Raw genomic sequence first — 19555 nt, forward strand, 5'->3', positions numbered from 1 at the left:
TGAGCGCGGGGTTAGCGGCCGTGAGCCCGGGCCGGGGGCCGCTTCGAAACCTTCCGCGGGCCGCCTGCCGCCGCGCGGCGGCGCCGCCGGATTGCGTTCAAGTCATTGAAATAAAAGTACTTCTCGCTCCGTAAGGTTGCCGTAAGGCGCGCCTGCCGGCCGGCGCGCAGCCTGCGCGGCAACGGATCGCCGCACGCCGCGATCCGCCGCCGCGATGCCCTCCCGGGCCCGCGGCCCGCGGCGCGCAAAGCCAGGCAGGAGCGCACCATGTCCGAATTCGAGCCCCCGTATTCCCACGTCGGCGAAGCGTCGCCGCCGTCGCTGGAGGCGCAGGACGAGGAGACCGGCCCGTTGTCGCAGTTCCGCCACGGCGCCCAGGACCGGCGCCTGCTGGAACTCGCCCGGCTCGACGCCGGCCTGGCCGCCAACGCCGACTTCGACGACAAGCCCTGGGGCCTGCTCTACCGCGCCCTGGTCGATTCGATGGGCCTGTCGCCGGACGACTTCCAGCTGATCTACCCCAGCGTGCCCTGGGACTGGCCGTGCCCGCAGGCCGGCTTCGTCCACGCCGCCCAGCACGACTTCTGCGCCACCGCACCGCAGTGGAGCGCGATCGGCGCCTATGTCTCCAGCGGCGACACCGTGCACCAGGCCTACCAGCAGTTCCTCAACACCGCGCTGGCCCAGACCGACTACCGCAGCCTGCGCCAGCACCTCAACGACGCCGACGACGCGCTGACCACCGCGACCAACCAGTACACCCTGGCCAGCGCCTCGGCCGCCTCGGCCTACGCCGCCCAGGTCGAGGACAACCAGCCCAGCTTCACCCAGTGGCTCGGCAGCGAGCGCGGGCGCGGCCACCAGGCGCGCATCGTCGCCGCCCAGGCCGGGATGAACCGGGCCCAGGCCCATTACGCCGCGCTGGTCGCCCAATGCCAGTCGCCCGGGCTCGGCCAGGCCCAGCGCCGCTGCGGCGACGAGCGTTTCCACGTGCGCCTGTCCGACCTCAACCTGATCCGCATGCCCAAGGTCCCGGACTGGCGGCTGGCGCGCAGTTGCGACGAGTGGGTGGCGCAGGTCGAATCCGGCCGCGGCCCGGCCGGGGTCACCCTGGGCTTCAGCAACCGCGAGGCGCCCTACGACTTCGCCCAGACCTGGGCCGGCCGCCGCGGCCGCATCCGCCAGCTGTTCTGGCAGGTGCGCATCAACGGCCGCTGGGAGCGCATCGACGAATTCGAATTCGACAACAAGCTGGAGCTGTCGCTGGACTTCCAGGCGGTGGACACCATCGCCATCCGCCCGGGCGAGTGGTTCGACGGCGAGTTCGCCCGTTCGATGATCGACGGGCCGTTCATGCCCGGCTACAGCGCCTTCGGCGGCGACACCGTGGAAACCCGCGGCCAGCCGGTGTTCGGCGAGCGCGGCTTCTTCGGGTTGATGAAGAGCGGCGTGTGCGTGGGCTACCGGCCCTCGTTCGCAATCCGCACCAGCACCTCGACCTTCCGCCGCTTCGCCGACCCGTTCAAGGCCGCGACCGGGCTGCGGATCGGGCCGTTCGTGTTCGAAGCCGAAGGCGGCAGCGTCGCCGCCGGCTGGAGCGCGGACCCGGCGACGCAGACGTTTTCCGGCGCCACCACCTCGCGCAAGCCGAGCATCGTCGGCGCGACCGTGGCCGAACTGCCCAACGCGGGAGGCTGACGGCGACTTACGACGCGGCCGGTCGCGACCGGCCGCCACGAGCAAGCATCGGCCCGCTTCGACCGCCACCCCAGGGCGGTCCAGGCAACGCATCCGGCGCCTCCGCCTGCAACGGGCGGCGCGCCCCGGGCCGATGGGGGGCCGGCTTGCAGGAGCCGGTCCCGGCGATCCGGCCGGTGCGCGTCAGGCAGGGGGCCGACGCGCACCGGCCGGAGCTTGCCTGGTGCGGGACCGGGAATTCGGAAATGGGCCATCGACGCGCAGGCGCGCGGCGCGGGACGGATGCAAGCAGGCGAACGGGTCGGACCGAAGGCGCCGACCGGCACCAAGGCAACGGGCCTGAAGGCCCTCCCACAAGCTCGTGCGCGCGATGCGCGCCGCCGCTGACCGGACCTCCCCAGCGGTTGTGGGAGGGCTTTCAGGCCCGCTGCCTCGGTTCGTCCTTGCGCTCAGGCGCGCCGCTTGCGCGCGCGGCCGTTCGCGGCGATCGGCGAATGCGCGGTCAGCGCAACACCATCGTGATCAGCACCAGCCACGCCACCGTCGCGACGCCCGCCATCACTCCGGCGTCGAGATCGCGATCGCGCCACGCCCGCCAGCCCACCGCCGCCAGCGACGGCACGCCGGCCAGCAGCATCGCCGCGCCGAACCAGCGCATGCGCGGCTGCGCCGAGGAGGCGAGCAGATAGCCCAGCGTGTCCATCGCCCACATCGGCAGCGACATCACCCAGGCGGTCGCCGGCGCCAGCACCAGCACGGTGAAGAACGCCAGCACCAGCGACTTGACCAGCGGGAAGCGGGTCGGCGCGCGCATCTGCCAGCGGTAGTTCGGCCGGCGCCAGCTCACAGGCGCACCAGCCGCCGCGGAATCGCGATCACGAACACGTAGCACAGCGCGATGAAGCCGGCGCCGAGGAAGGTCAACAGGATCAGGTTCATCCAGCCGTCCAGCGGCGTGCGCGTGGCCACCCGCAGCGATTCGTAGAAACGCTGCACCTGGCTCGCGCCATAGCCGAACGCCAGCGGCGCGGCCAGCGCGGCCAGCGCGCGCACGCGTCCGGCCAGGCGCGCGCGCCAGCCGCTGCGCGACGGCGCCGGCGCGCTCGGCGCCCGCCGGCGGCGCGTAGTAAGGATTCCATTGCATCGGCGGTTGCGGCCGCGCGACCCGCAGCCGCGGCGGCGCGGTCGCCGCCGGTTGCGCGGGCGCAGCGGTGCGCCACCAGCCGCGCGCTTGCGGCTGCGGTCGCGGCGCGCGCGCGTGCGGCGCCGGCCGCGGCCGCGCCGCGGCGGTGCGCGCGGTGACGTTGAGCAGGTCGTGGCGCACGCAGGCCGCGCACGGCTGGCCGGCGTAGTGCTGGTGCTCGCGGTTGTTGGCGCAGATCACGATCAGTCCGCGCGAAGGCTGGGCATAGGCGCGCAAGCATTCGCTCCACTGCGACGAACTCGGCCGCTGCGAAGGATCGTCGCCGAACGCGCGGTCGAACAGGTCGCGCAACTCGCGCGGCATCAGCGCGTGGCCGCTGACCGGGTTCGGCGCCATCATCGGATTGCCGCGCTGGGAATAGGCGTAGCAACGCTCGCGGATGCGCCCGGGCACGTCGGTCGGCACCCGGTCGTAGGCGGGCCGGCCGCTGTAGGGATGGATGCCGAAGTTGAGCAGCTGGAAGATCACCACCGCCAGGGCGAAGCGGTCCTGGGTTTCCTCGCCGGCCTCGTCGAGCGCGCGGATCTGGTACTCCGGCGCCAGGTAGTCGGGCGTGTACTGCGGCGCGTGGAAGCGGCGGCCGCGGCCCTGGATGCTGAAACCGTCGCAGTCCAGCAGCGCGATGTACAGCGAGGCGCGGTAGAAGCGCAGGTTGACCGGCTTGAGGTCGACCACGTAATGGTGCTGCGCGTGCAGCGCCGCCAGCACCGAGGCCAGGTTCGCCGCCAGGGTGACCTTGTGGCCGAGCCCGACCGGCAGTCCGGCCGCGCGCGCCTGGCGCTCCTGCAGGATCTGCTCGAGCTCGGAAGTGGCATCCACGTCCAGCGCCGGCATCGCGAAGCCGACGAAGCGCCCCTGCGCGTCGCGCACGGTCGCGTCGGGCCAGGCGATCTGCACGTAGCGCTTGCCGTCCTCGTACTGGTCGGGCAGCTTCGGCCGCAGCTGCAGCATCGCCTCGATCCGGTCGGTGTAGCTCGGCGGATCGACCCGCGCGTGGTAGATCTTGGCCACGCTGCGCGGATCGTCGCCGAGCAGGTAGACGCTGCCGGCGCCGCCGCTCTTGATCAGCGGCCCCAGGCGCGTGGCGCGCGAGCCGATGTGGATGGGACTGCCGGTGGTGAGGCTGCTCATCGCCGGCGTTCTCAGCCCCGCAGCGCGATCAGCAGGGTCTTGTCGTCGGAGGTGATGCCGTGCGTGCGCGGGTCGGCCAGGGTGCCGTGCAGCGCGCGGCTGCCGGTGTCCTCGTCCACCGAAGCCAGGTAGCGCGACACCGGATCGATGAACGGCGCATACAGCGCGGCGTTGCCGCGCGCCATCGCGAACGGCATCGCGCCGTCGGACATCAGCGCCAGGCGCGCGGTCGGCGCCGGCACCCGCAGCACGCGCAACTGCTCGCGCCAGCCTTCGCCGGTGACGAACCAGGTCTCGTTGGCGTACTCGCCGTTGGCCGGCAGCGACACCACCGGCGCCGCGGCGTCCGCGTCGACGGCCTCGGCCACGCCGATGCCGTCGCCGATGTGCAGGAACCAGCCGCCCTGCGCGTCGCCGGCGTAGCCGACCACGGTCGCGGCGTAGTCGCCGAGCGCGCGGCCGTCGGCGTCGGCGCGCTCGACCAGCGCCGCGCGCGCCTGCGCCACCGCTTCGGCGGCGGCCGCGGCGAAGTCCTCGCGCGGCCCCGCCAGCAGTTCCGGTTCGCGCGCCAGCCGCTCGCCCAGCGCGCGCGCCAGACCGTCGGCGATCAGCCGCGCGCCGACGTCGCTGCGCGCGGCCGAGCCGGCGCCGTCGCAGACCACCGCGGCCAACAATTCGCCCTCGACGTGGAAGGCGCACGCGTCCTGGCAGGGAATGCCCTTGTCCAGGTGCGAGGTGCCGACCGCCGATGCGGCATAGATCCGCCAGCCCATGCGCGCCCCGCTCAGGTCGGAACCGAGGACCAGGTGTCGGTCGAAGGCAGCTGCGCGGCGCCGCCCGGACGCGACTGCGAAACCACCTGCATGCTCGCGCTGAGCCACAGGAACAGCTCGCGGAACTGCAGGCCCTGCAGGCGCTTGACCCCGCCCGGCCCCTTGCTGCTGAACTGGCTCATGATGCGCTCGTCGCCCTGCCCGACCGCGATCGGGAAGATCGCCACCTTGTTGGCGGTTTCCGCATCGCGCGCGCGCTGCGCCGAGGCTTCCCACGCGTCGGTCGGCGCGCCGTCGGACATCAGGAACAGCCACGGCCGGGTATAGGCCACGCCGGCGGCCTTGAAGCGCTGTTTCTCGTTTTCGATCTCGCTCAGGGCCAGGTCGATCGCGCGCCCGGTCGGGGTGGTGCCCGCCGCTTCCAGCACCGGCGCGGTGAAGTCCATCGCGTCGCACCAGTCGCCGGCCGGCTCGGCCTGGTCGAAGCCGCCGTAGCGCACCACCAGCACGCGCACCCGCTTGGCCGCGATCACGTCGCTCTTGAGTTCGTCCTCCAGCAGCTTCAGGCCTTCGTTCAACTGCTGCATCGGCGGGCCGGTCATGCTGCCCGAGCAGTCGAGCACCAGCACCAGCGGAGTGCGCTGTTCGGTGTTGTCGACCAGGGCGACGTCGGGGATGGCGGTCTCGTTCATGACATTCCCTTGCTTTGACTGAACCGGGAGTATGCCAGCGCGGGGCCGGACGGGCCATCGCGCACAACCGCGGCGCGAACGCCGCCACAGGTCGGCGCCGCGGTCCGCGAACCGTCACCGCACTGCCATACGCCCGCAGCACGCTGCCGAAGCGGTACTGCCCACCGCATCCCCCAGCCTCCGCTCTCGAGCGGGACCCACGCCCGGATCGCCATGACCGACCAACACGACACCTCGCGCCGCGGCTTCCTGCGCGGCGCCGCCGGCGCGACCGCCGCCGGCCTCGCCCTCAACCTGTTCCCGCCGTCGATCCAGAAAGCGCTGGCGATTCCCGCCGCGCGCGTCACCGGCACCCTGCACGACGTCCAGCACGTGGTGATCCTGATGCAGGAGAACCGCTCCTTCGACCATTACTTCGGCGCGATGCGCGGCGTGCGCGGTTTCGGCGACCGCTTCCCGATCCCGCTGCCCGGCGGCAAGCCGGTGTGGCGCCAGACCGACGCCAAGGGCCGCGAAATCCAGCCCTGGCACATCGATACCAAGACCACCAGCGCGCAGCGCATCGGCGGCACGCCGCACACCTGGCCCGACGCCCAGGCGGCCTGGAACCAGGGCAAGATGGACCAGTGGCTGCCGGCCAAGACCGAGCGCTCGATGGGCCACTACCTGGAAGCCGACATTCCGTTCCAGTACGCGCTCGCCAACGCCTTCACCCTGTGCGACGCCTACCACTGCTCGCAGCTGACCGGCACCAATCCCAACCGCCTGTTCCTGTGGACCGGCACCAACAACCCGGCCGCCGACCGCGGCGGCCCGGCCATCGTCAACACCTTCGACGACTCCGGCCCGGCCGGCGAAGGCTATTTCTGGACCACCTATCCCGAGCGGCTGGAGCGCGCCGGGGTCAGCTGGAAGCTGTACCAGGACATGGACGACAACTTCTCCGACAACCCCTTGGAAGGCTTTCGCCAGTACCGCGCGGCCGCGCCGGGTTCGGCGCTGGCGGAAAAGGCGCTGAAGACCTGGACGCTGGAGGATCTGGCCGACGACGTGCGCAGCGGCAAGCTGCCGCAGGTGTCGTGGCTGGTCGCGCCGGCCAAGTATTCCGAGCACCCCGGTCCGTCGGCGCCGATCTGGGGCGCGGACTACACCGCGCGCGTGCTCGACGCGCTCACCGCCGATCCCGCGGTGTGGGCGCGCACCGTGCTGATCGTCAATTTCGACGAGAACGACGGCTTCTTCGACCACATGCCGCCGCCGGCGCCGCCGGCGCTGGACGCGCAGCGCAAGCCGCTCGGCGGCTCCACCGTCGACCTGCGCGGCGAGCACCACTTCGCCCGCACCGGCCCCTCGCACGGCACCTCCGCCGACCCGGCGGTCTACTACGACCGTCCCTACGGCCTGGGCCCGCGCGTGCCGATGTACGCGATCTCGCCGTGGAGCCGCGGCGGCTGGATCAATTCGCAGGTGTTCGACCACACCTCGGTGATCCGCTTCCTGGAAAAGCGCTTCGGCGTGATCGAGCCGAACATCAGCCCGTGGCGGCGCGCGGTCTGCGGCGACCTGACCACCGCGTTCAACTTCGAGAACCCGAACAACGAACCGATCCCGACCCTGCCCTACACCGGCGACGCCGACCGCATCGTCGCCGAGCAGAGCAAACTGCCCGCGCCCAAGCCGCCGGCGACGCCGAGCGCGGCGCGGCAGGACGCCGGCATCAAGCCCTCGCGCGCGCTGCCGTACGACCTGCACGTGGGCGAGCGCTTCGACCGCGACGCGCGCTCGCTGCGCCTGAGCTTCGGCAACAGCGGCCGCGCCGCCGCGGTGTTCCACGTCTACGACCTGCTCGATCCCGACGCGGTGCCGCGCCGCTACACCATCGAACCCGGCCGCTCGCTCAACGGCGACTGGCCCTTGCGCAGCGGCGGCGAGCGCGCCTACGCGCTGCAAGTGTTCGGGCCGAACGGCTTCTACCGCGAATTCCGCGGCTCGCTGCACGGCGCCAATCCCAGCGCGACCACGATCCCCGACCTGCGCGTGCGCCACCGCAAGCTGGTGCTGGCCTTGCGCAACCCGGGCCGCAAGCCGCTGCGGCTGGAACTGGTCGACCAGTACGGCCTGTACGACCGGCGCCTGGAGCGGCTCGGCGCGGGCTCGCTGCGCTACCGGCCGATCCGGCTCGACGAGAGCTGCCAGTGGTACGACTTCGTGCTGACCGACGCGAACGATCCGGAGTATTTCCGCCGCATCGCGGGGCGGGTGGAGACCGGCGCGCACGGGATCACCGACCCGGGGTTGCTGTGAGTTTTCGCTGAAATTGCCATAGGCCGCTGCGGTGCTGTTGCGGTTGCTGTTGCCTTTCGCTTGGACGCAACCCCAAGCAAAGCCCACGCTCCGCAGCCCCGGAGGGCGTGCGCATGGATGCGCACGCGCGCCATGGGGCAGGATGCCCCTTATGGCGCGGCCCCGCGCCACGATGAGCCATAGTGGCTCTTGATCCGAAAAAACAAGGCCTTTTCTTTGGTTACTTTCTTTGTGGCTTAAGACAAAGAAAGTGACCCGGCCGCTTGCGGACGGAAGCCCTTGATCTTCGCTTGTCGTCACCCGTACGCGCACGGAAAGGCAGAACCCACCGCGGCACGCCCCCTGTAGGAGCGGCGCAAGCCGCGACCGCGCCATCGCGGCAACGGTGAAAGTCACGACGTAGTTGCGTTGGCGCGGTCGCGGCTCGCGCCGCTCCTACAGTCGGATACGCAACCCCTCGCCCGTCATTCCGGCGAAAGCCGGAATCCATTTTGATGTGTTGCTTTCGCTCTTATCGATGTGTCGTGTGACGACAAGCCACCATCAAAAGCTTTCGTCCGCAAGCGGCCGAGCTACTTTCTTTTGTCAGCGCGACAAAAGAAAGTAGCCAAAGAAAAACGCTTGTTTTAGGTCAAAAGCCACTAGGTCCAGCACCTTTCGCGGGGATGCGCCGTAAGGGGCATCCATGCCCCTACGGCGCACGCGCGCATCCATGCGCGCGCCCTCCGGGTCTGCGGAACAGGGCCGTATGCACGATTGCGACCAAGCAAAAGCAGAGGCGAAGGCCAAAGCAACGCATGCCGCAGCCTCACCCTCCCTCAATCCAACACCCGCCCCTTGCGCCAATACCCCATGAAACTGATCGCCGACTTCGCGAACCCGCGCTCGCCGACCAGATGCCGCCGGATCGCCATCACCGCTCCCGCCTCGCCGGCGATCCAGGCGTAGAAGCCCGAGGCGGTCGCCGCCGCCTGTTCCCACAGGATCTCGCGGTCCACATCCACCTCCGCCAACGCCTCGCCGCCCTCGCCCGCCTGCGCCGGCGTCAGCTGCGCCGCGCGGATCGCTTCGACCAGGCGCGCGCCGTAGTCGGCCGGGGGTTCGTCGCGCCGTTCGGCGCGCGGCAGCCAATGGATGCGCATGTCGCCCGGGCCGACCAGATCGACCACGTCGGCGCGCAGCGGCACTTCGATGTAGGCGCGCACTTTCGGCGGGCGCGGCTGCGCGGCCAGCGATTCGAGGATGCCGGCCACCGCCGGCAGCGCGGTCTCGTCGGCGATCAGCAGCACCTCGCGCACGTCCGCCGGCGGGCGCCATTCGACCCCGCCGCTATCGTCCTGGCTGGCGTGCGGCGCCAGCAGCAGCACCCGGTCGCCGGGGCGCGCGCGCAGCGCCCAGCTCGAGGCCGGACCGCTGTCGCCGTGAGCGGCGAAGTCCACGTCCAGTTCGGTCGCGTCCGGCCGCAGCGCGCGGATGGTGTAAGTGCGCATCGGCGCGCGCTGGGCTTCGTGCTGGTCGCGGTAACGCGCGTACCAGTCCTCGCCGCGCGGCACGCTGAGCTCGCCGGCGGCGTTGGGGAAGAAGATCTTGATGCGCTGGTCCGGCCCGAAACTGCGCGCCTGCGCCAGCGACGGGCCGGCGAAGACGAAACGCAGCATCGACGGGCTCAGTTCGATGCGCTCGCGCACCGAGACGTCGAACAGGTGGAAGGGAACGCGTTGCGCCATGGCGGTTGCTCCTGCATGAGCGAATGCACATGGCTGGGAGCGCGTGGCGCGGCCTGGCTGCCGGTGCGGCGCCGTGCGCGCCGCGGTGGCTACAGCTTAGTCCCCGAAGCCGGGCATGGGCTTGCCGGGCTTGGCCGGTGGCCGGTATCCGAATGCAGGAGCGTCGCAAGCCGCGACTGCGGGGTTGCCCGTTTGCGCCGTAAGCGACGGTTCGCGGTCGCGCCGCGCGCCGCTTTTGCAGAAAACGACCGCCACGGCAGCACGACCTGACGGCTACAACGAATCCTGCGGCTCGATCACCACCGCGTCCTCGGGCACGCGCGCCACGCGGTTGCGCGACACCCAGGCTTCCCAGCGCCAGAACAGCCACCCCACCGCGGTCAGGCCCGAGGCCGCCACCGCCAGGTGCAGCGCGCTGTCGCTCAGCAGCGGCGAGATCACCCCGGCCAGCAGCGCGTTGACCACCAGTCCGGCGAAGGCCTGCAGCGAGGACGCCGAGCCACGCTGGTGCGGGTACATGTCGAGGATCGACAAGGTCACGATCGGGAACACCAGGGCGATGCCGAACGCGCCGATGCACATCGGCGCGACCGCCCACGGCACCCGCGGCGCGTCGGTCCACAGGTTGTAGCCCAGGTTCAAGGCGATGGCGAGCGCGCAGCAGGCGAAGCCGATGTCGACCAGGCGGTCGCCGCTGACCTTGCCGGCCGCGCGCCCGGACACGAACGAACCGGCGACCATGCCGCCGATGGTCGGCACGAAGAACCAGGCGAAGTCGCGCTCGCCGAGCTTGAGGATGTCGAGCACGAACGCCGGCGCCGAGGCGATGTACAGGAACAGCGCGCCGAAGTTGAACGCGCCGACCGCGGTCAGGCGCTGGAAGCGCGGGTTGAGGAAGATCGCCACGTAGTCGCGCATCAGGCGCTTGGGCTTGAGCGCCAAGCGCGCCTGCGGCGGGTGGGTTTCCGGCAGCAGCAGCGCCACCGCCGCCCACAGCGCCACCGAGAACGCGACCAGGAACCAGAAGATCGCCGGCCAGTGCGACCAGCCCAGGATCCAGCCGCCGATCACCGGCGCGATCGCCGGGGCGATGCCGAAGATCATCATCACCTGGCTCATCAACCGCTGCGCGTCGTCGCCGTGCAGCAGGTCGCGGATGACGGCGCGGCCAACGATCAGGCCAACACCCGCCGACAGCCCTTGTACCGCGCGAAAGAAAAGCAAAGTAGGCAGATCCGTGGCCAACGCACACGCAGCCGAAGCCAACGTAAAGACCGCCAACCCACCCAAAATCACCTTCCGCCGCCCGATCGCATCCGACAGCGGCCCATGCACGATGCTCATCAACGCATAAGCCACCAGGTACACGCTGATGGTCTGCTGCATCTGCAGCTTGTCCGCGCCCAGTTGCGCGCCCATCGCCGGAAACGCCGGGAAGATGGTGTCGATCGAGAACGGCCCGAACATCGCCAGCCCGCCCAGCAGCAGGGCCAGGCGGCGGATCGGGATCGGCGTTTTGGCGGCGTCCGCGCTCATGCGGCCGCGCTCGGGCAGGTCGGGCTCTGGCCAGCCCGGCTCATCGGGTCTGCGCTCATCGGGTCCGCGCTCATCGAATCTGCGCTCATCGGCCCGCGCTCAGGCCGCGACCGGGGCGTCGGGCGGGCCCTTGAGCTCGACCATGTTGCCTTCCGGGTCGTACAGGTACTGCGAGGGACCCTCGCCCTCGGCACCGTAGCGCGAGCCGAACTCGCCGATGCGCGCGCCGTGGGCGGCGAGGTGCGCCGCGATGGCCTCGCGGTCGAACGGCTCGGCGCGCAGGCACAGGTGGTCCATGTTGCGGCCCTGCTCGCCCGGCGCGGCGCCGCCGAGGCGGCCGATCTTGCCCTCGACGTCGACCAGGTCGATCAGCGAGTCGCCGGCGCGCAACTGGACCAGGCCGATCTCGTCCTGGCGCCGCTCCACGCTGCAGCCGAGCACCTCGCAGTAGAACGCCACCATCGCGGCGGTGTCGCGCACGCGCAGCACCACGTGGTCGAGTTGCAGCAGGCGGAACGGTCGCGCGGCCATGGCCGGGCCTCATCGCATGAATGGGGGCCGACAGCATACTCCCGCGCGGTGCCGCCGTTATCGGCCCGAGTTGCTCGGATCTGTCCGCAAGCCCCTGTAGGAGCGGCGCAAGCCGCGACCGCGACACCCCGCCTACGGCGCAATCGGCCGCCCCGCGGTCGCGGCTCGCGCCGCTCCTACAGGAAGCCCAGGCCACTCCCCCGCCCCTGCCCGCCAACGGCTATAATCCCCGCTTCGACCACGCGGTGGGAGAAGCGTCCGCCCCGGGCACCCCGGCCGGCCGCTGCCGAAGGCGCAACGCCCGTAATCGCTCAGGCCCCAGACCGCCGCGTGTACAAAACTCTGGAGAGACCGCCCGGCCGCAGCGGCATCGCGGACGGAACCGGCGCCGAAGGGGCACGAAGCGAGCGCGGACAGGAGCGGCCCCAGCGGCCCCCCTCCCCCAAGCGGCCTGCGCCGCAGCACGCTTCCAAACTCTCAGGCAAAAGGACAGAGGGGCGCCTCGCGTGCGGCACCGCACGTTGCCTTAGGACGCCCCCTGCCCATGACTCATTCGACCCTGCGCGATCTCGAGCACCACGACGCCTTCATCGAGCGCCACATCGGCCCCAACGACGCCGAAATCGGCCACATGCTCGAGCAGGTCGGCTACGCCTCGCTCGAAGCGCTGACCGACGCCATCGTCCCCGGCTCGATCAAGTCCCCCCAGCCGCTGGCCCTGCCGCCGGCGATCGGCGAAGTGGAAGCGCTGGCCAAGATCCGCGCCATCGCCGCGAAGAACCAGGTGCTCCGCAGCTTCATCGGCCGCGGCTACTACGGCACCCACACCCCCAACGTCATCCTGCGCAACATCCTGGAGAACCCGGCGTGGTACACGGCCTACACGCCGTACCAGGCGGAAATCTCGCAGGGCCGCATGGAAGCGCTGATCAACTTCCAGACCATGGTCGCCGACCTGACCGGGATGGAGATCGCCAACGCCTCGCTGCTCGACGAAGCCACCGCCGCGGCCGAGGCGATGACCCTGGCCAAGCGTTCGGCCAAGTCCAAGTCCGATACCTTCTTCGTCTCGAAGAACGTGCATCCGCAGACGCTGGAAGTGCTGCGCACCCGCGCCGAGCCGCTGGAGATCCAGCTGCTGGTCGCCGACGACAGCGAGGCCGCGAGCGCCGACGTGTTCGGCGCGCTGCTGCAATACCCCGACACCTTCGGCGGCCTCGGCGATTACCAGGCCACCGCCGACGCGCTGCACGCGCGCGGCGCGATCCTGGCCGTGGCCAGCGACCTGCTCGCCCTGGTGCTGCTGAAGTCGCCGGGCGAATTCGGCGCTGACATCGTCGTCGGCAACACCCAGCGCTTCGGCGTGCCGTTCGGCTTCGGCGGTCCGCACGCCGGCTTCATGGCCTGCCGCGACGCCTACAAGCGCTCGATGCCGGGCCGCCTGATCGGCGTGTCGGTCGACAGCGACGGCAAGCCGGCCTACCGCCTGACCCTGCAGACCCGCGAGCAGCACATCCGCCGCGAGAAGGCCACCAGCAACATCTGCACCGCGCAGGTGCTGCTGGCGGTCATGGCGAGCATGTACGCGGTCTACCACGGCCCCGACGGCCTGACCCGCATCGCCCGCCGCGTCCACCGCCAGGCCGCGATCCTCGCCGCCGCGCTGCGCCAGGCCGGGGTAAAGGTCGCCGACGGCTTCTTCGACACCCTGCGCATCGACGGCGTCGACGCCGCCGCGATCCACGCCCAGGCCCGCGCCGCGCGCATCAACCTGCGCGAGATCGACGCCGGCAGCGTCGGCATCAGCCTCGACGAAACCGTCACCCGCGAAGACCTCACCGCGCTGGCCGGCCTGTTCGGCGCCAAGCTCGACATCGACACGCTCGACGCGTCCACCGCCGACGCGATCCCGGCCGCGCTGCGTCGCGCCTCCGCGTTCCTGCAGCACCCGGTGTTCAACACCCACCACAGCGAACACGAGCTGCTGCGCTACATGCGCTCGCTGGCCGACAAGGACCTGGCGATGGATCGCACCATGATCCCGCTGGGCTCGTGCACGATGAAGCTCAACGCCACCGCCGAGATGATCCCGGTGACCTGGCCGGAGTTCGGCAACATCCATCCGCTGGCGCCGGCCGATCAAACCACCGGCTACAAGCAGCTGATCGACGAACTCGAAGCGATGCTGGTGGAATGCACCGGCTACGACGCGGTCAGCCTGCAGCCCAACTCCGGCGCGCAGGGCGAATACGCCGGCCTGCTGGCGATCCGCGCCTACCACCGCTCGCGCGGCGAGGGCCATCGCGACATCTGCCTGATCCCCGACTCCGCCCACGGCACCAACCCGGCCTCGGCGCAGATGTGCGGCATGACCGTGGTGGTGACCAAGACCGACGCCAACGGCAACGTCGACGTCGAGGACATCCGCCGCAACGCCGAGAAGTACAGCGACCGCCTGGCCGCGATCATGATGACCTACCCGTCCACGCACGGCGTGTTCGAGGAAGAAGTCGTCGAGATCTGCCAGATCATCCACCAGCACGGCGGCCAGGTGTACACCGACGGCGCCAACATGAACGCCCTGGTCGGCGTGGCCAAGCCGGGCAAGTGGGGTTCCGACGTTTCGCACCTGAACCTGCACAAGACCTTCTGCATCCCGCACGGCGGCGGCGGCCCGGGCGTCGGCCCGTGCGCGGTCAAGTCGCACCTCGCGCCGTTCCTGCCGAAGACCGTCGACGGCGAAGGCGCGGTCGGGATGGTCAGCGCGGCCAGCTACGGCTCGGCCAGCATCCTGCCGATCTCGTGGATGTACGTGACCCTGATGGGCACGCAAGGCCTGCGCAAGGCGACCCAGGTCGCGCTGCTCAACGCCAACTACATCGCCAAGCGCCTGGAACCGCACTACGAGACGCTCTACACCGGCCGCAACGGCCTGGTCGCGCACGAGTGCATCCTCGACCTGCGCCCGCTCAAGGACGCCACCGGCATCAGCGCCGAGGACGTGGCCAAGCGCCTGATCGACTTCGGCTTCCACGCCCCGACCTTGAGCTTCCCGGTCGCCGGCACGCTGATGGTCGAGCCGACCGAGAGCGAATCGCAGCACGAGCTCGACCGTTTCATCGACGCGATGATCCAGATCCGCGAAGAGATCCGCGCGGTCGAGGACGGCCGTCTGGACCGCGAGGACAACCCGCTCAAGCACGCCCCGCACACCGCCACCCAGGTCAGCGCCAGCGAGTGGACCCGTGCCTACCCGCGCGAACTGGCCGCGTTCCCGCTGCCGTCGCTGAAGCTGCAGAAGTACTGGCCGCCGGTGTCGCGCGTGGACAACGTGTATGGCGACAAGAACGTCATGTGCGCCTGTATTCCGGTGGATGCGTACAAGGAAGAAGTCGAGGCGTAAGTTTCGGCGGCTCGCGCGAGAACCAAGGCCCCGCATCTGCGGGGCCTTTTTTTGGCGTTGGGAAACCGGCCGGCGACGCAGCTGTGGTTTCGCGGTCGCGGCGTGCGCGCTCCTGCAGGGGCTACGTTGCGGCATCGCCTAGCTGTAGGAGCGGCGCACGCCGCGACCGCGACCGCGACCGCGACCGCGACAATCGATTCACGGCGTTCCGAACGCCCGAAGCAACGCTCCAAACCGCCCGCACGCGCAACGGAAAAGCCCCGCATGCGCGGGGCTTTTCCATTCCTCGAACCGCGACCCAGCCGCTTACTTCGAGCGTTCCTTCAGCTTGGCCGAAATCGCATCGAAGTCGGCCTGCGTGGCCGGCGACAGGTTCGGCCGCCCCGCCAGCACGCCCATGCTCACGCCGCCCTGCACGTAGTAGGTTTCGCCGGCTTCGACTTCCAACGCCAGCACGTCCTTGGTCTCGGAGTGCACGGCGTACTCGTGCGCCCCCGGCTCGACCTCGGCCACGAAATACTTGCCGGCAAACAAATTGCCCAGGACGGTTTCGCCTTCGCGCACCTTGTAGCCGATCGCTCCGCCAACGAACTTCGGCGCACGGAAGAACACGATCTTGCCCTTACCGTCTTGTGGCGGCGAAATTTCCACGACCTTGGCTTTGGCCTTCTTACCCTTGTCCGCGGCGCCTTCCTCGGTCGCTACGGCCGGCGCGGCCGCTTCGGCCTGCTCCGCGGCCCAGGCCGAGCACGGCGCGAGCAGCGCCACGGACAGCAACAACACACTGGCATTCAACTTCATTGCACGACTTCCCCTGAGATTGACCGCTCCGCGGATGCGGACGGTTGCGAAATGTTTTGTGCGGGCGGCGCAGGCGGCGGCGAAACCGCGGGCGCTGCGGCAGCGCCGGCCACGCGTGCCTGGGCGCGGGTTCCGGCCGGAATCTCGATCTCCGTGCCGCGCACGAAGAACGCCAATGGCCCGCCGACCAGCGCCACGGTCATGGTCGCGCCCATCTTTTGCTGACCGGTCGCGGCGATGCGGAACCCGCGCAAACCGACCCTGCGCCCGTCGAGTTCGATGTAGCGCGCCGCCAGCAGCAACTCGCCGGCGCGGCCGCCGCCGCGCGAGCGGTCGGCATGGATGACCTCGCCGTGGCAGGCCGTCCCGGCCGGCACCACAACCACGCCGTCGACCATCACCGGCTCGGCGACGCGCAAGGCGAACGACTCGCCGCGCTTGAGCGTGGCCGAACTCAGCGGTTGCATGGTTTCCAGCCAGATCGCGGTGTCGGCGGGAATGGCGCCGGTGGCGGCTGCCGGAGCCACCGCGTCGACCGCGGATTCGTCCGGCCCGGCCTTCGCCACTTCCGCCTTCGCCGCTTCCGTCATCGCCGCAGCGGGCGCTTCGATTGCGACGGCGACGACGGTGGCCGTCGCGCCGGCAGGCGCCGGCCACGTCGCACACGCCAGCACCGCCGCCAAAACCGCCAGCCAAACGCGCGTCGTGGCCTGCATACCCATCTCCCCTTGCCCGTCCGCGGTGGCCGACACGCTAGCCAAAACCTCGATTTTTGCCAAGTGGGTCGCAACTTCGGGCCATAGCCCAGGCGTCGGCCACCCCGGCGTGCGCCGACACCGTCGGGTGTCGCGCTGTCCGTGCGCAGTTTGGGTTGCGGTCGCTGGCGGCGGCCACGCCGCTCAGGGCGATTCGGCCACCAGCACCACGAATGCGCCGAGTCCCGCCGCCGTGCCGATCAGGCGGGCGTCGTCGAAACGCCGCGACGAGCGGTGAACCGTCCGGCCACGCTCCACCGCGGCCCAGAACGGCGCGAACACGGTCAGCAGAGTCTCGCCGCGGAAGGAGTTCTGGATCGCGCCTGGCAGCGGCACCAGTTGTTCGAACACGTACGGCTCGCCGCCGTCGGCGCGCTAAAACCAATCGCCGTCGGCGCCGATCGCCCGCCAGCCGGTCCCTGCGCGCAGCGACAGCAGCGCCACGCCCTAGCGCAGGGCGGTTTCCAACAGCGAGGACACGATCGCCGGGGCGGCGGTTCGTTGTCGGGCAGATACAGATCCGGGCGGTCGCGGATCGCGCGCAAAGACTGCCGCACCGCGCTCGCCCAGAACGCCTGGGAGGTGCACGACAAGCACGCCAACGACCATCTAGCCGAAATCGAGAAGCGCATCGGCGACGACGGCACCGTCAACGGGAACCTGAAGAAGCTCGCCAAGATCGGCGGCTCGGGCAAGAGCGGCGACGATGCCAAGGAGCCGGAAGAAAAGCTCAATCCCGCCCAGCCCAGCGACCAGGTCGCCAAGACCGTGAACGACCGCTGTCCCAGCCCCGGCGCCGCCGCGGGCGCGGCGCAGCAGCAATGGCAGCTGTGCCAGGAAATCGTCAAGACCGAGCTGGCCCAGTACAAATACTCGATGACGATGTACGCGCTGGCCCGCGCCCGCCAGCAGCGGCTGCAGGAAATCGAGCGCGAGCGTAGCGACCTAGGCGCCGACGAACAAGGCAAGCTGCAGGACAACACCAACAAGCTGCTGGCGCTGCTCTCGCGCATGGAAGTCGATCGCCAGCAGAGCCGCGCTTACATGGATGCCTACGCCGCGCGCCTGGCCTACCTGCGCGCGGTGCGCGACATGCTCAGCAACGAAGTGCTGCGCGGCAAGGACGGCGGCGGCAGTGGCGGAGGCAGCGGAGGCGGCGGCGTGAACGGACGCGTCGCGGCCGGCGTCGTCGGCCTCGCGACGATGAAGGCCGCGCTGGACGCGGTCAAAACCGAGCGCAAGGGCTGGCCGCGCTGATCGCGGCCGATCTCCGCCTCCTCGCTCCGTCAAGGACGAAACGCATGCTCGACCAATCCACTGCCGCCCTCTCCCTGCTGCCGGACCTGCTGCGCGGCCCGTCCGCGCAATTCGAAAGCCTCGGGCAATGGGTGTTCTTCAAGATCGTGTTCGAGTTCCTCGACAACGAGATCCTGGCGTTCCGCGAAACCATGGTCCACGGCATGGCCAATTGGGTCGGCGCGCTGGCCACCAGCCTGATGGCGCTGTGGATCTTCATGCAGGGCTACAAGGTCATGACCGGCCAGTCGCGCAACTCGATGATGGAACTGGCGGTCGGCTCGATGCGCAACGTGCTGATCGTGATGGTCGCCACGTCGCTAACGGTGGGCACCAGCAGCCTCTACGCCACGCTCACCGACGATCTGCCGCGCGCCATCGCCGAAAGCGTGACCGGCCGCGACCAGGACCCGGCCCAGACCATCGATCGCGGCCTGACCAACATGCAACTGGCGATGGCCGCCATCGAGGCGCTGCCCGCGCTCGACAACCCCGGCATCAAGGACGACAAGGACCGCGCCCTGATGCTGACCGGCATCGGCGTCGCCGGCCCGGCCGTGGTCGGCGGCGCCTTGCTGGTCATGTACAAGTTCGCCCTCGCCCTGTTCGTCGGCCTGGGCCCGTTGTTCATCCTCGCGCTGATGTTCGACCAGACCAAATCGATGTTCGCCCGCTGGCTGCAGTACGGCATCGGCACGATGTTCTCGCTGGCGGTGCTGAGCTTCACCGTGACCGTAGCGATGAAGATGGTCGGCGCGGTGGCCGCGAACTTCGCCGCGCAGTACATGACGATGATGGCGCTGGGCGCGGGCGACTCGCCGGGCGTGAACACCATGGCGCTGCAGCAGGGCGGGCTGGGGATTTTCCTGACCGTGCTGATCCTTTCGGTGCCGCCGATGGCATCGAGTTTCTTCCAGGGGGTGTTGGGGAACTTCATGCATTACTCGGCGTTTGGGGCGAATTCGGCGCCGGGCAGGCCTGAAGCGCCTGCCCATAACGGTTACAACGCCGGATCGCCTACCGGCCAACCCAACCAGCAAAACACCGGCCGGAATCAACATGCAAACCAGACCAATCCCGGCACGGCATATGGAGGAAATGGCAGACCTGATGTCCATCGCACCGACACACATGCCGTAAACAGGTCAAGTTCGACTCAAGTTCAAAAGGACGAGATCAAAAATCCCAACGACGCCAATACCCGAGGATCTTGATATGCATACCCCTCTCAGGTCGCTGCTCCTGATCCTTTCGATCGGAAGTGCTGCTGCTTGCCCTCCGGGAACCATTCCCCAACAGGGGATCGGCTGGCTGGGATGCGCTCCTGTTCCAGGCACTGGCGCAAGCCAGTCGCCGATCCATCCAGCTCGGGAAATCTGGGAAGACCGCTGGGGTGCAATTGCAGTGGACGACGCCCCCAACAGCGTCGGCATCGGCTCCGCATCTGGCTTGAAGCGAAAAAGTGCGGCAGAGAGAGCCGCACTCAAATCCTGCAAAGAAAAAGGCGGTACGCGGTGCGAAGTCAAACTCTCTTACTACAGCCAATGCGCGGTGATGGTATGGGGAGCGCGCGGATTCACAATCAACGGCGCAGCCACAATCGAGAAAGCCGCAGAGATCGGAATCGAGAAATGCAAGGGCGCTGAAGACCCCTCTTGCGAAGTCTACTTCTCGGATTGCAGCTATCCGGAACGAGTGCAATAG

General features: G+C 69.7%; 15 protein-coding genes and 1 riboswitch. Of the genes, 6 read left to right on the forward strand and 9 right to left on the reverse strand.

Annotated features, from left to right (window positions below; all coding sequences use genetic code 11):
* The first annotated feature begins 267 nt into the window (after positions 1 to 267).
* Positions 268 to 1698: a hypothetical protein gene (locus RDV84_RS24405; RefSeq protein ID WP_309151921.1), complete on the forward strand. Its 1431-nt coding sequence runs from the start codon at positions 268 to 270 to the stop codon at positions 1696 to 1698.
* A 502-nt stretch (positions 1699 to 2200) separates the two neighbouring features.
* On the opposite strand, the gene RDV84_RS24410 is transcribed toward RDV84_RS24405, so the two are convergent.
* From RDV84_RS24410 to RDV84_RS24420, 3 genes are read right to left on the reverse strand one after another with little or no spacing between them, the layout of a single operon-like run.
* The gene (locus tag RDV84_RS24410; protein ID WP_309151922.1) at positions 2201 to 4033 is read right to left on the reverse strand and encodes a hypothetical protein; all 1833 of its coding nucleotides are present in this window, start codon (positions 4031 to 4033) and stop codon (positions 2201 to 2203) included.
* 11 nt (positions 4034 to 4044) lie between these two features.
* Positions 4045 to 4806, reverse strand: coding sequence for a PP2C family serine/threonine-protein phosphatase (locus tag RDV84_RS24415; protein WP_078997253.1), 762 nt, complete (start codon positions 4804 to 4806; stop codon positions 4045 to 4047).
* Between the two features lie 11 nt (positions 4807 to 4817).
* Entirely contained in the window at positions 4818 to 5498 is a 681-nt protein-coding gene (locus RDV84_RS24420) for a vWA domain-containing protein (RefSeq protein WP_057946872.1), read from the reverse strand.
* 213 nt (positions 5499 to 5711) lie between these two features.
* Between RDV84_RS24420 and RDV84_RS24425 the strand changes: the two genes are divergently transcribed.
* On the forward strand, positions 5712 to 7802 hold the full coding sequence (locus tag RDV84_RS24425) for a phosphocholine-specific phospholipase C (protein WP_309151923.1): 2091 nt from the start codon (positions 5712 to 5714) through the stop codon (positions 7800 to 7802).
* A gap of 818 nt (positions 7803 to 8620) precedes the next feature.
* On the opposite strand, the gene RDV84_RS24430 is transcribed toward RDV84_RS24425, so the two are convergent.
* The 3 genes from RDV84_RS24430 to RDV84_RS24440 form a co-directional block, all read right to left on the reverse strand.
* Positions 8621 to 9529 (reverse strand): siderophore-interacting protein, encoded by a 909-nt coding sequence (locus RDV84_RS24430; RefSeq protein ID WP_309151924.1) that lies wholly within the window; start codon positions 9527 to 9529, stop codon positions 8621 to 8623.
* 273 nt (positions 9530 to 9802) lie between these two features.
* Positions 9803 to 11065, reverse strand: a complete 1263-nt coding sequence (locus RDV84_RS24435) for a multidrug effflux MFS transporter (RefSeq protein WP_250443835.1) — start codon at positions 11063 to 11065, stop codon at positions 9803 to 9805.
* 99 nt (positions 11066 to 11164) lie between these two features.
* Positions 11165 to 11596 carry a VOC family protein gene (locus RDV84_RS24440; RefSeq protein ID WP_250443839.1) on the reverse strand — a complete coding sequence of 144 codons (432 nt, stop codon included), beginning with the start codon at positions 11594 to 11596 and terminating at the stop codon, positions 11165 to 11167.
* 236 nt (positions 11597 to 11832) lie between these two features.
* Positions 11833 to 11932, forward strand: a riboswitch (glycine riboswitch).
* A gap of 208 nt (positions 11933 to 12140) precedes the next feature.
* Here RDV84_RS24440 and gcvP point away from each other — a divergent pair.
* Positions 12141 to 14999 (forward strand): aminomethyl-transferring glycine dehydrogenase, encoded by a 2859-nt coding sequence (gene gcvP / locus RDV84_RS24445; RefSeq protein ID WP_309151925.1) that lies wholly within the window; start codon positions 12141 to 12143, stop codon positions 14997 to 14999.
* Between the two features lie 306 nt (positions 15000 to 15305).
* On the opposite strand, the gene RDV84_RS24450 is transcribed toward gcvP, so the two are convergent.
* From RDV84_RS24450 to RDV84_RS24460, 3 genes are all read right to left on the reverse strand, one after another.
* The gene (locus tag RDV84_RS24450) at positions 15306 to 15800 is read right to left on the reverse strand and encodes a DUF2846 domain-containing protein (protein WP_078999099.1); all 495 of its coding nucleotides are present in this window, start codon (positions 15798 to 15800) and stop codon (positions 15306 to 15308) included.
* Complete coding sequence (locus RDV84_RS24455) at positions 15797 to 16516, reverse strand: hypothetical protein (RefSeq protein WP_139382065.1); 720 nt, start codon at positions 16514 to 16516, stop codon at positions 15797 to 15799. The genes RDV84_RS24450 and RDV84_RS24455 overlap by 4 nt, the downstream gene beginning before the upstream one ends.
* Before the next feature lie 183 nt (positions 16517 to 16699).
* A complete protein-coding gene (locus RDV84_RS24460; RefSeq protein ID WP_309151926.1) occupies positions 16700 to 16906 on the reverse strand; it encodes a hypothetical protein in 207 nt (68 codons plus the stop codon).
* Here RDV84_RS24460 and RDV84_RS24465 point away from each other — a divergent pair.
* Genes RDV84_RS24465 through RDV84_RS24475 form a run of 3 tightly spaced genes read left to right on the forward strand, consistent with a single transcriptional unit; the run spans position 16895 to position 19555 of the window.
* Positions 16895 to 17812: a hypothetical protein gene (locus RDV84_RS24465; RefSeq protein WP_309151927.1), complete on the forward strand. Its 918-nt coding sequence runs from the start codon at positions 16895 to 16897 to the stop codon at positions 17810 to 17812. The genes RDV84_RS24460 and RDV84_RS24465 overlap by 12 nt on opposite strands.
* Before the next feature lie 44 nt (positions 17813 to 17856).
* Positions 17857 to 19065 carry a TrbL/VirB6 family protein gene (locus tag RDV84_RS24470; RefSeq protein WP_309151928.1) on the forward strand — a complete coding sequence of 403 codons (1209 nt, stop codon included), beginning with the start codon at positions 17857 to 17859 and terminating at the stop codon, positions 19063 to 19065.
* A gap of 1 nt (position 19066) precedes the next feature.
* Positions 19067 to 19555 (forward strand): DUF4189 domain-containing protein, encoded by a 489-nt coding sequence (locus RDV84_RS24475; protein WP_309151929.1) that lies wholly within the window; start codon positions 19067 to 19069, stop codon positions 19553 to 19555.

The sequence above is a fragment of the Lysobacter yananisis genome (genome assembly GCF_031199375.1).
In the GTDB taxonomy this organism is placed as follows: Bacteria; Pseudomonadota; Gammaproteobacteria; order Xanthomonadales; family Xanthomonadaceae; genus Lysobacter; species Lysobacter yananisis.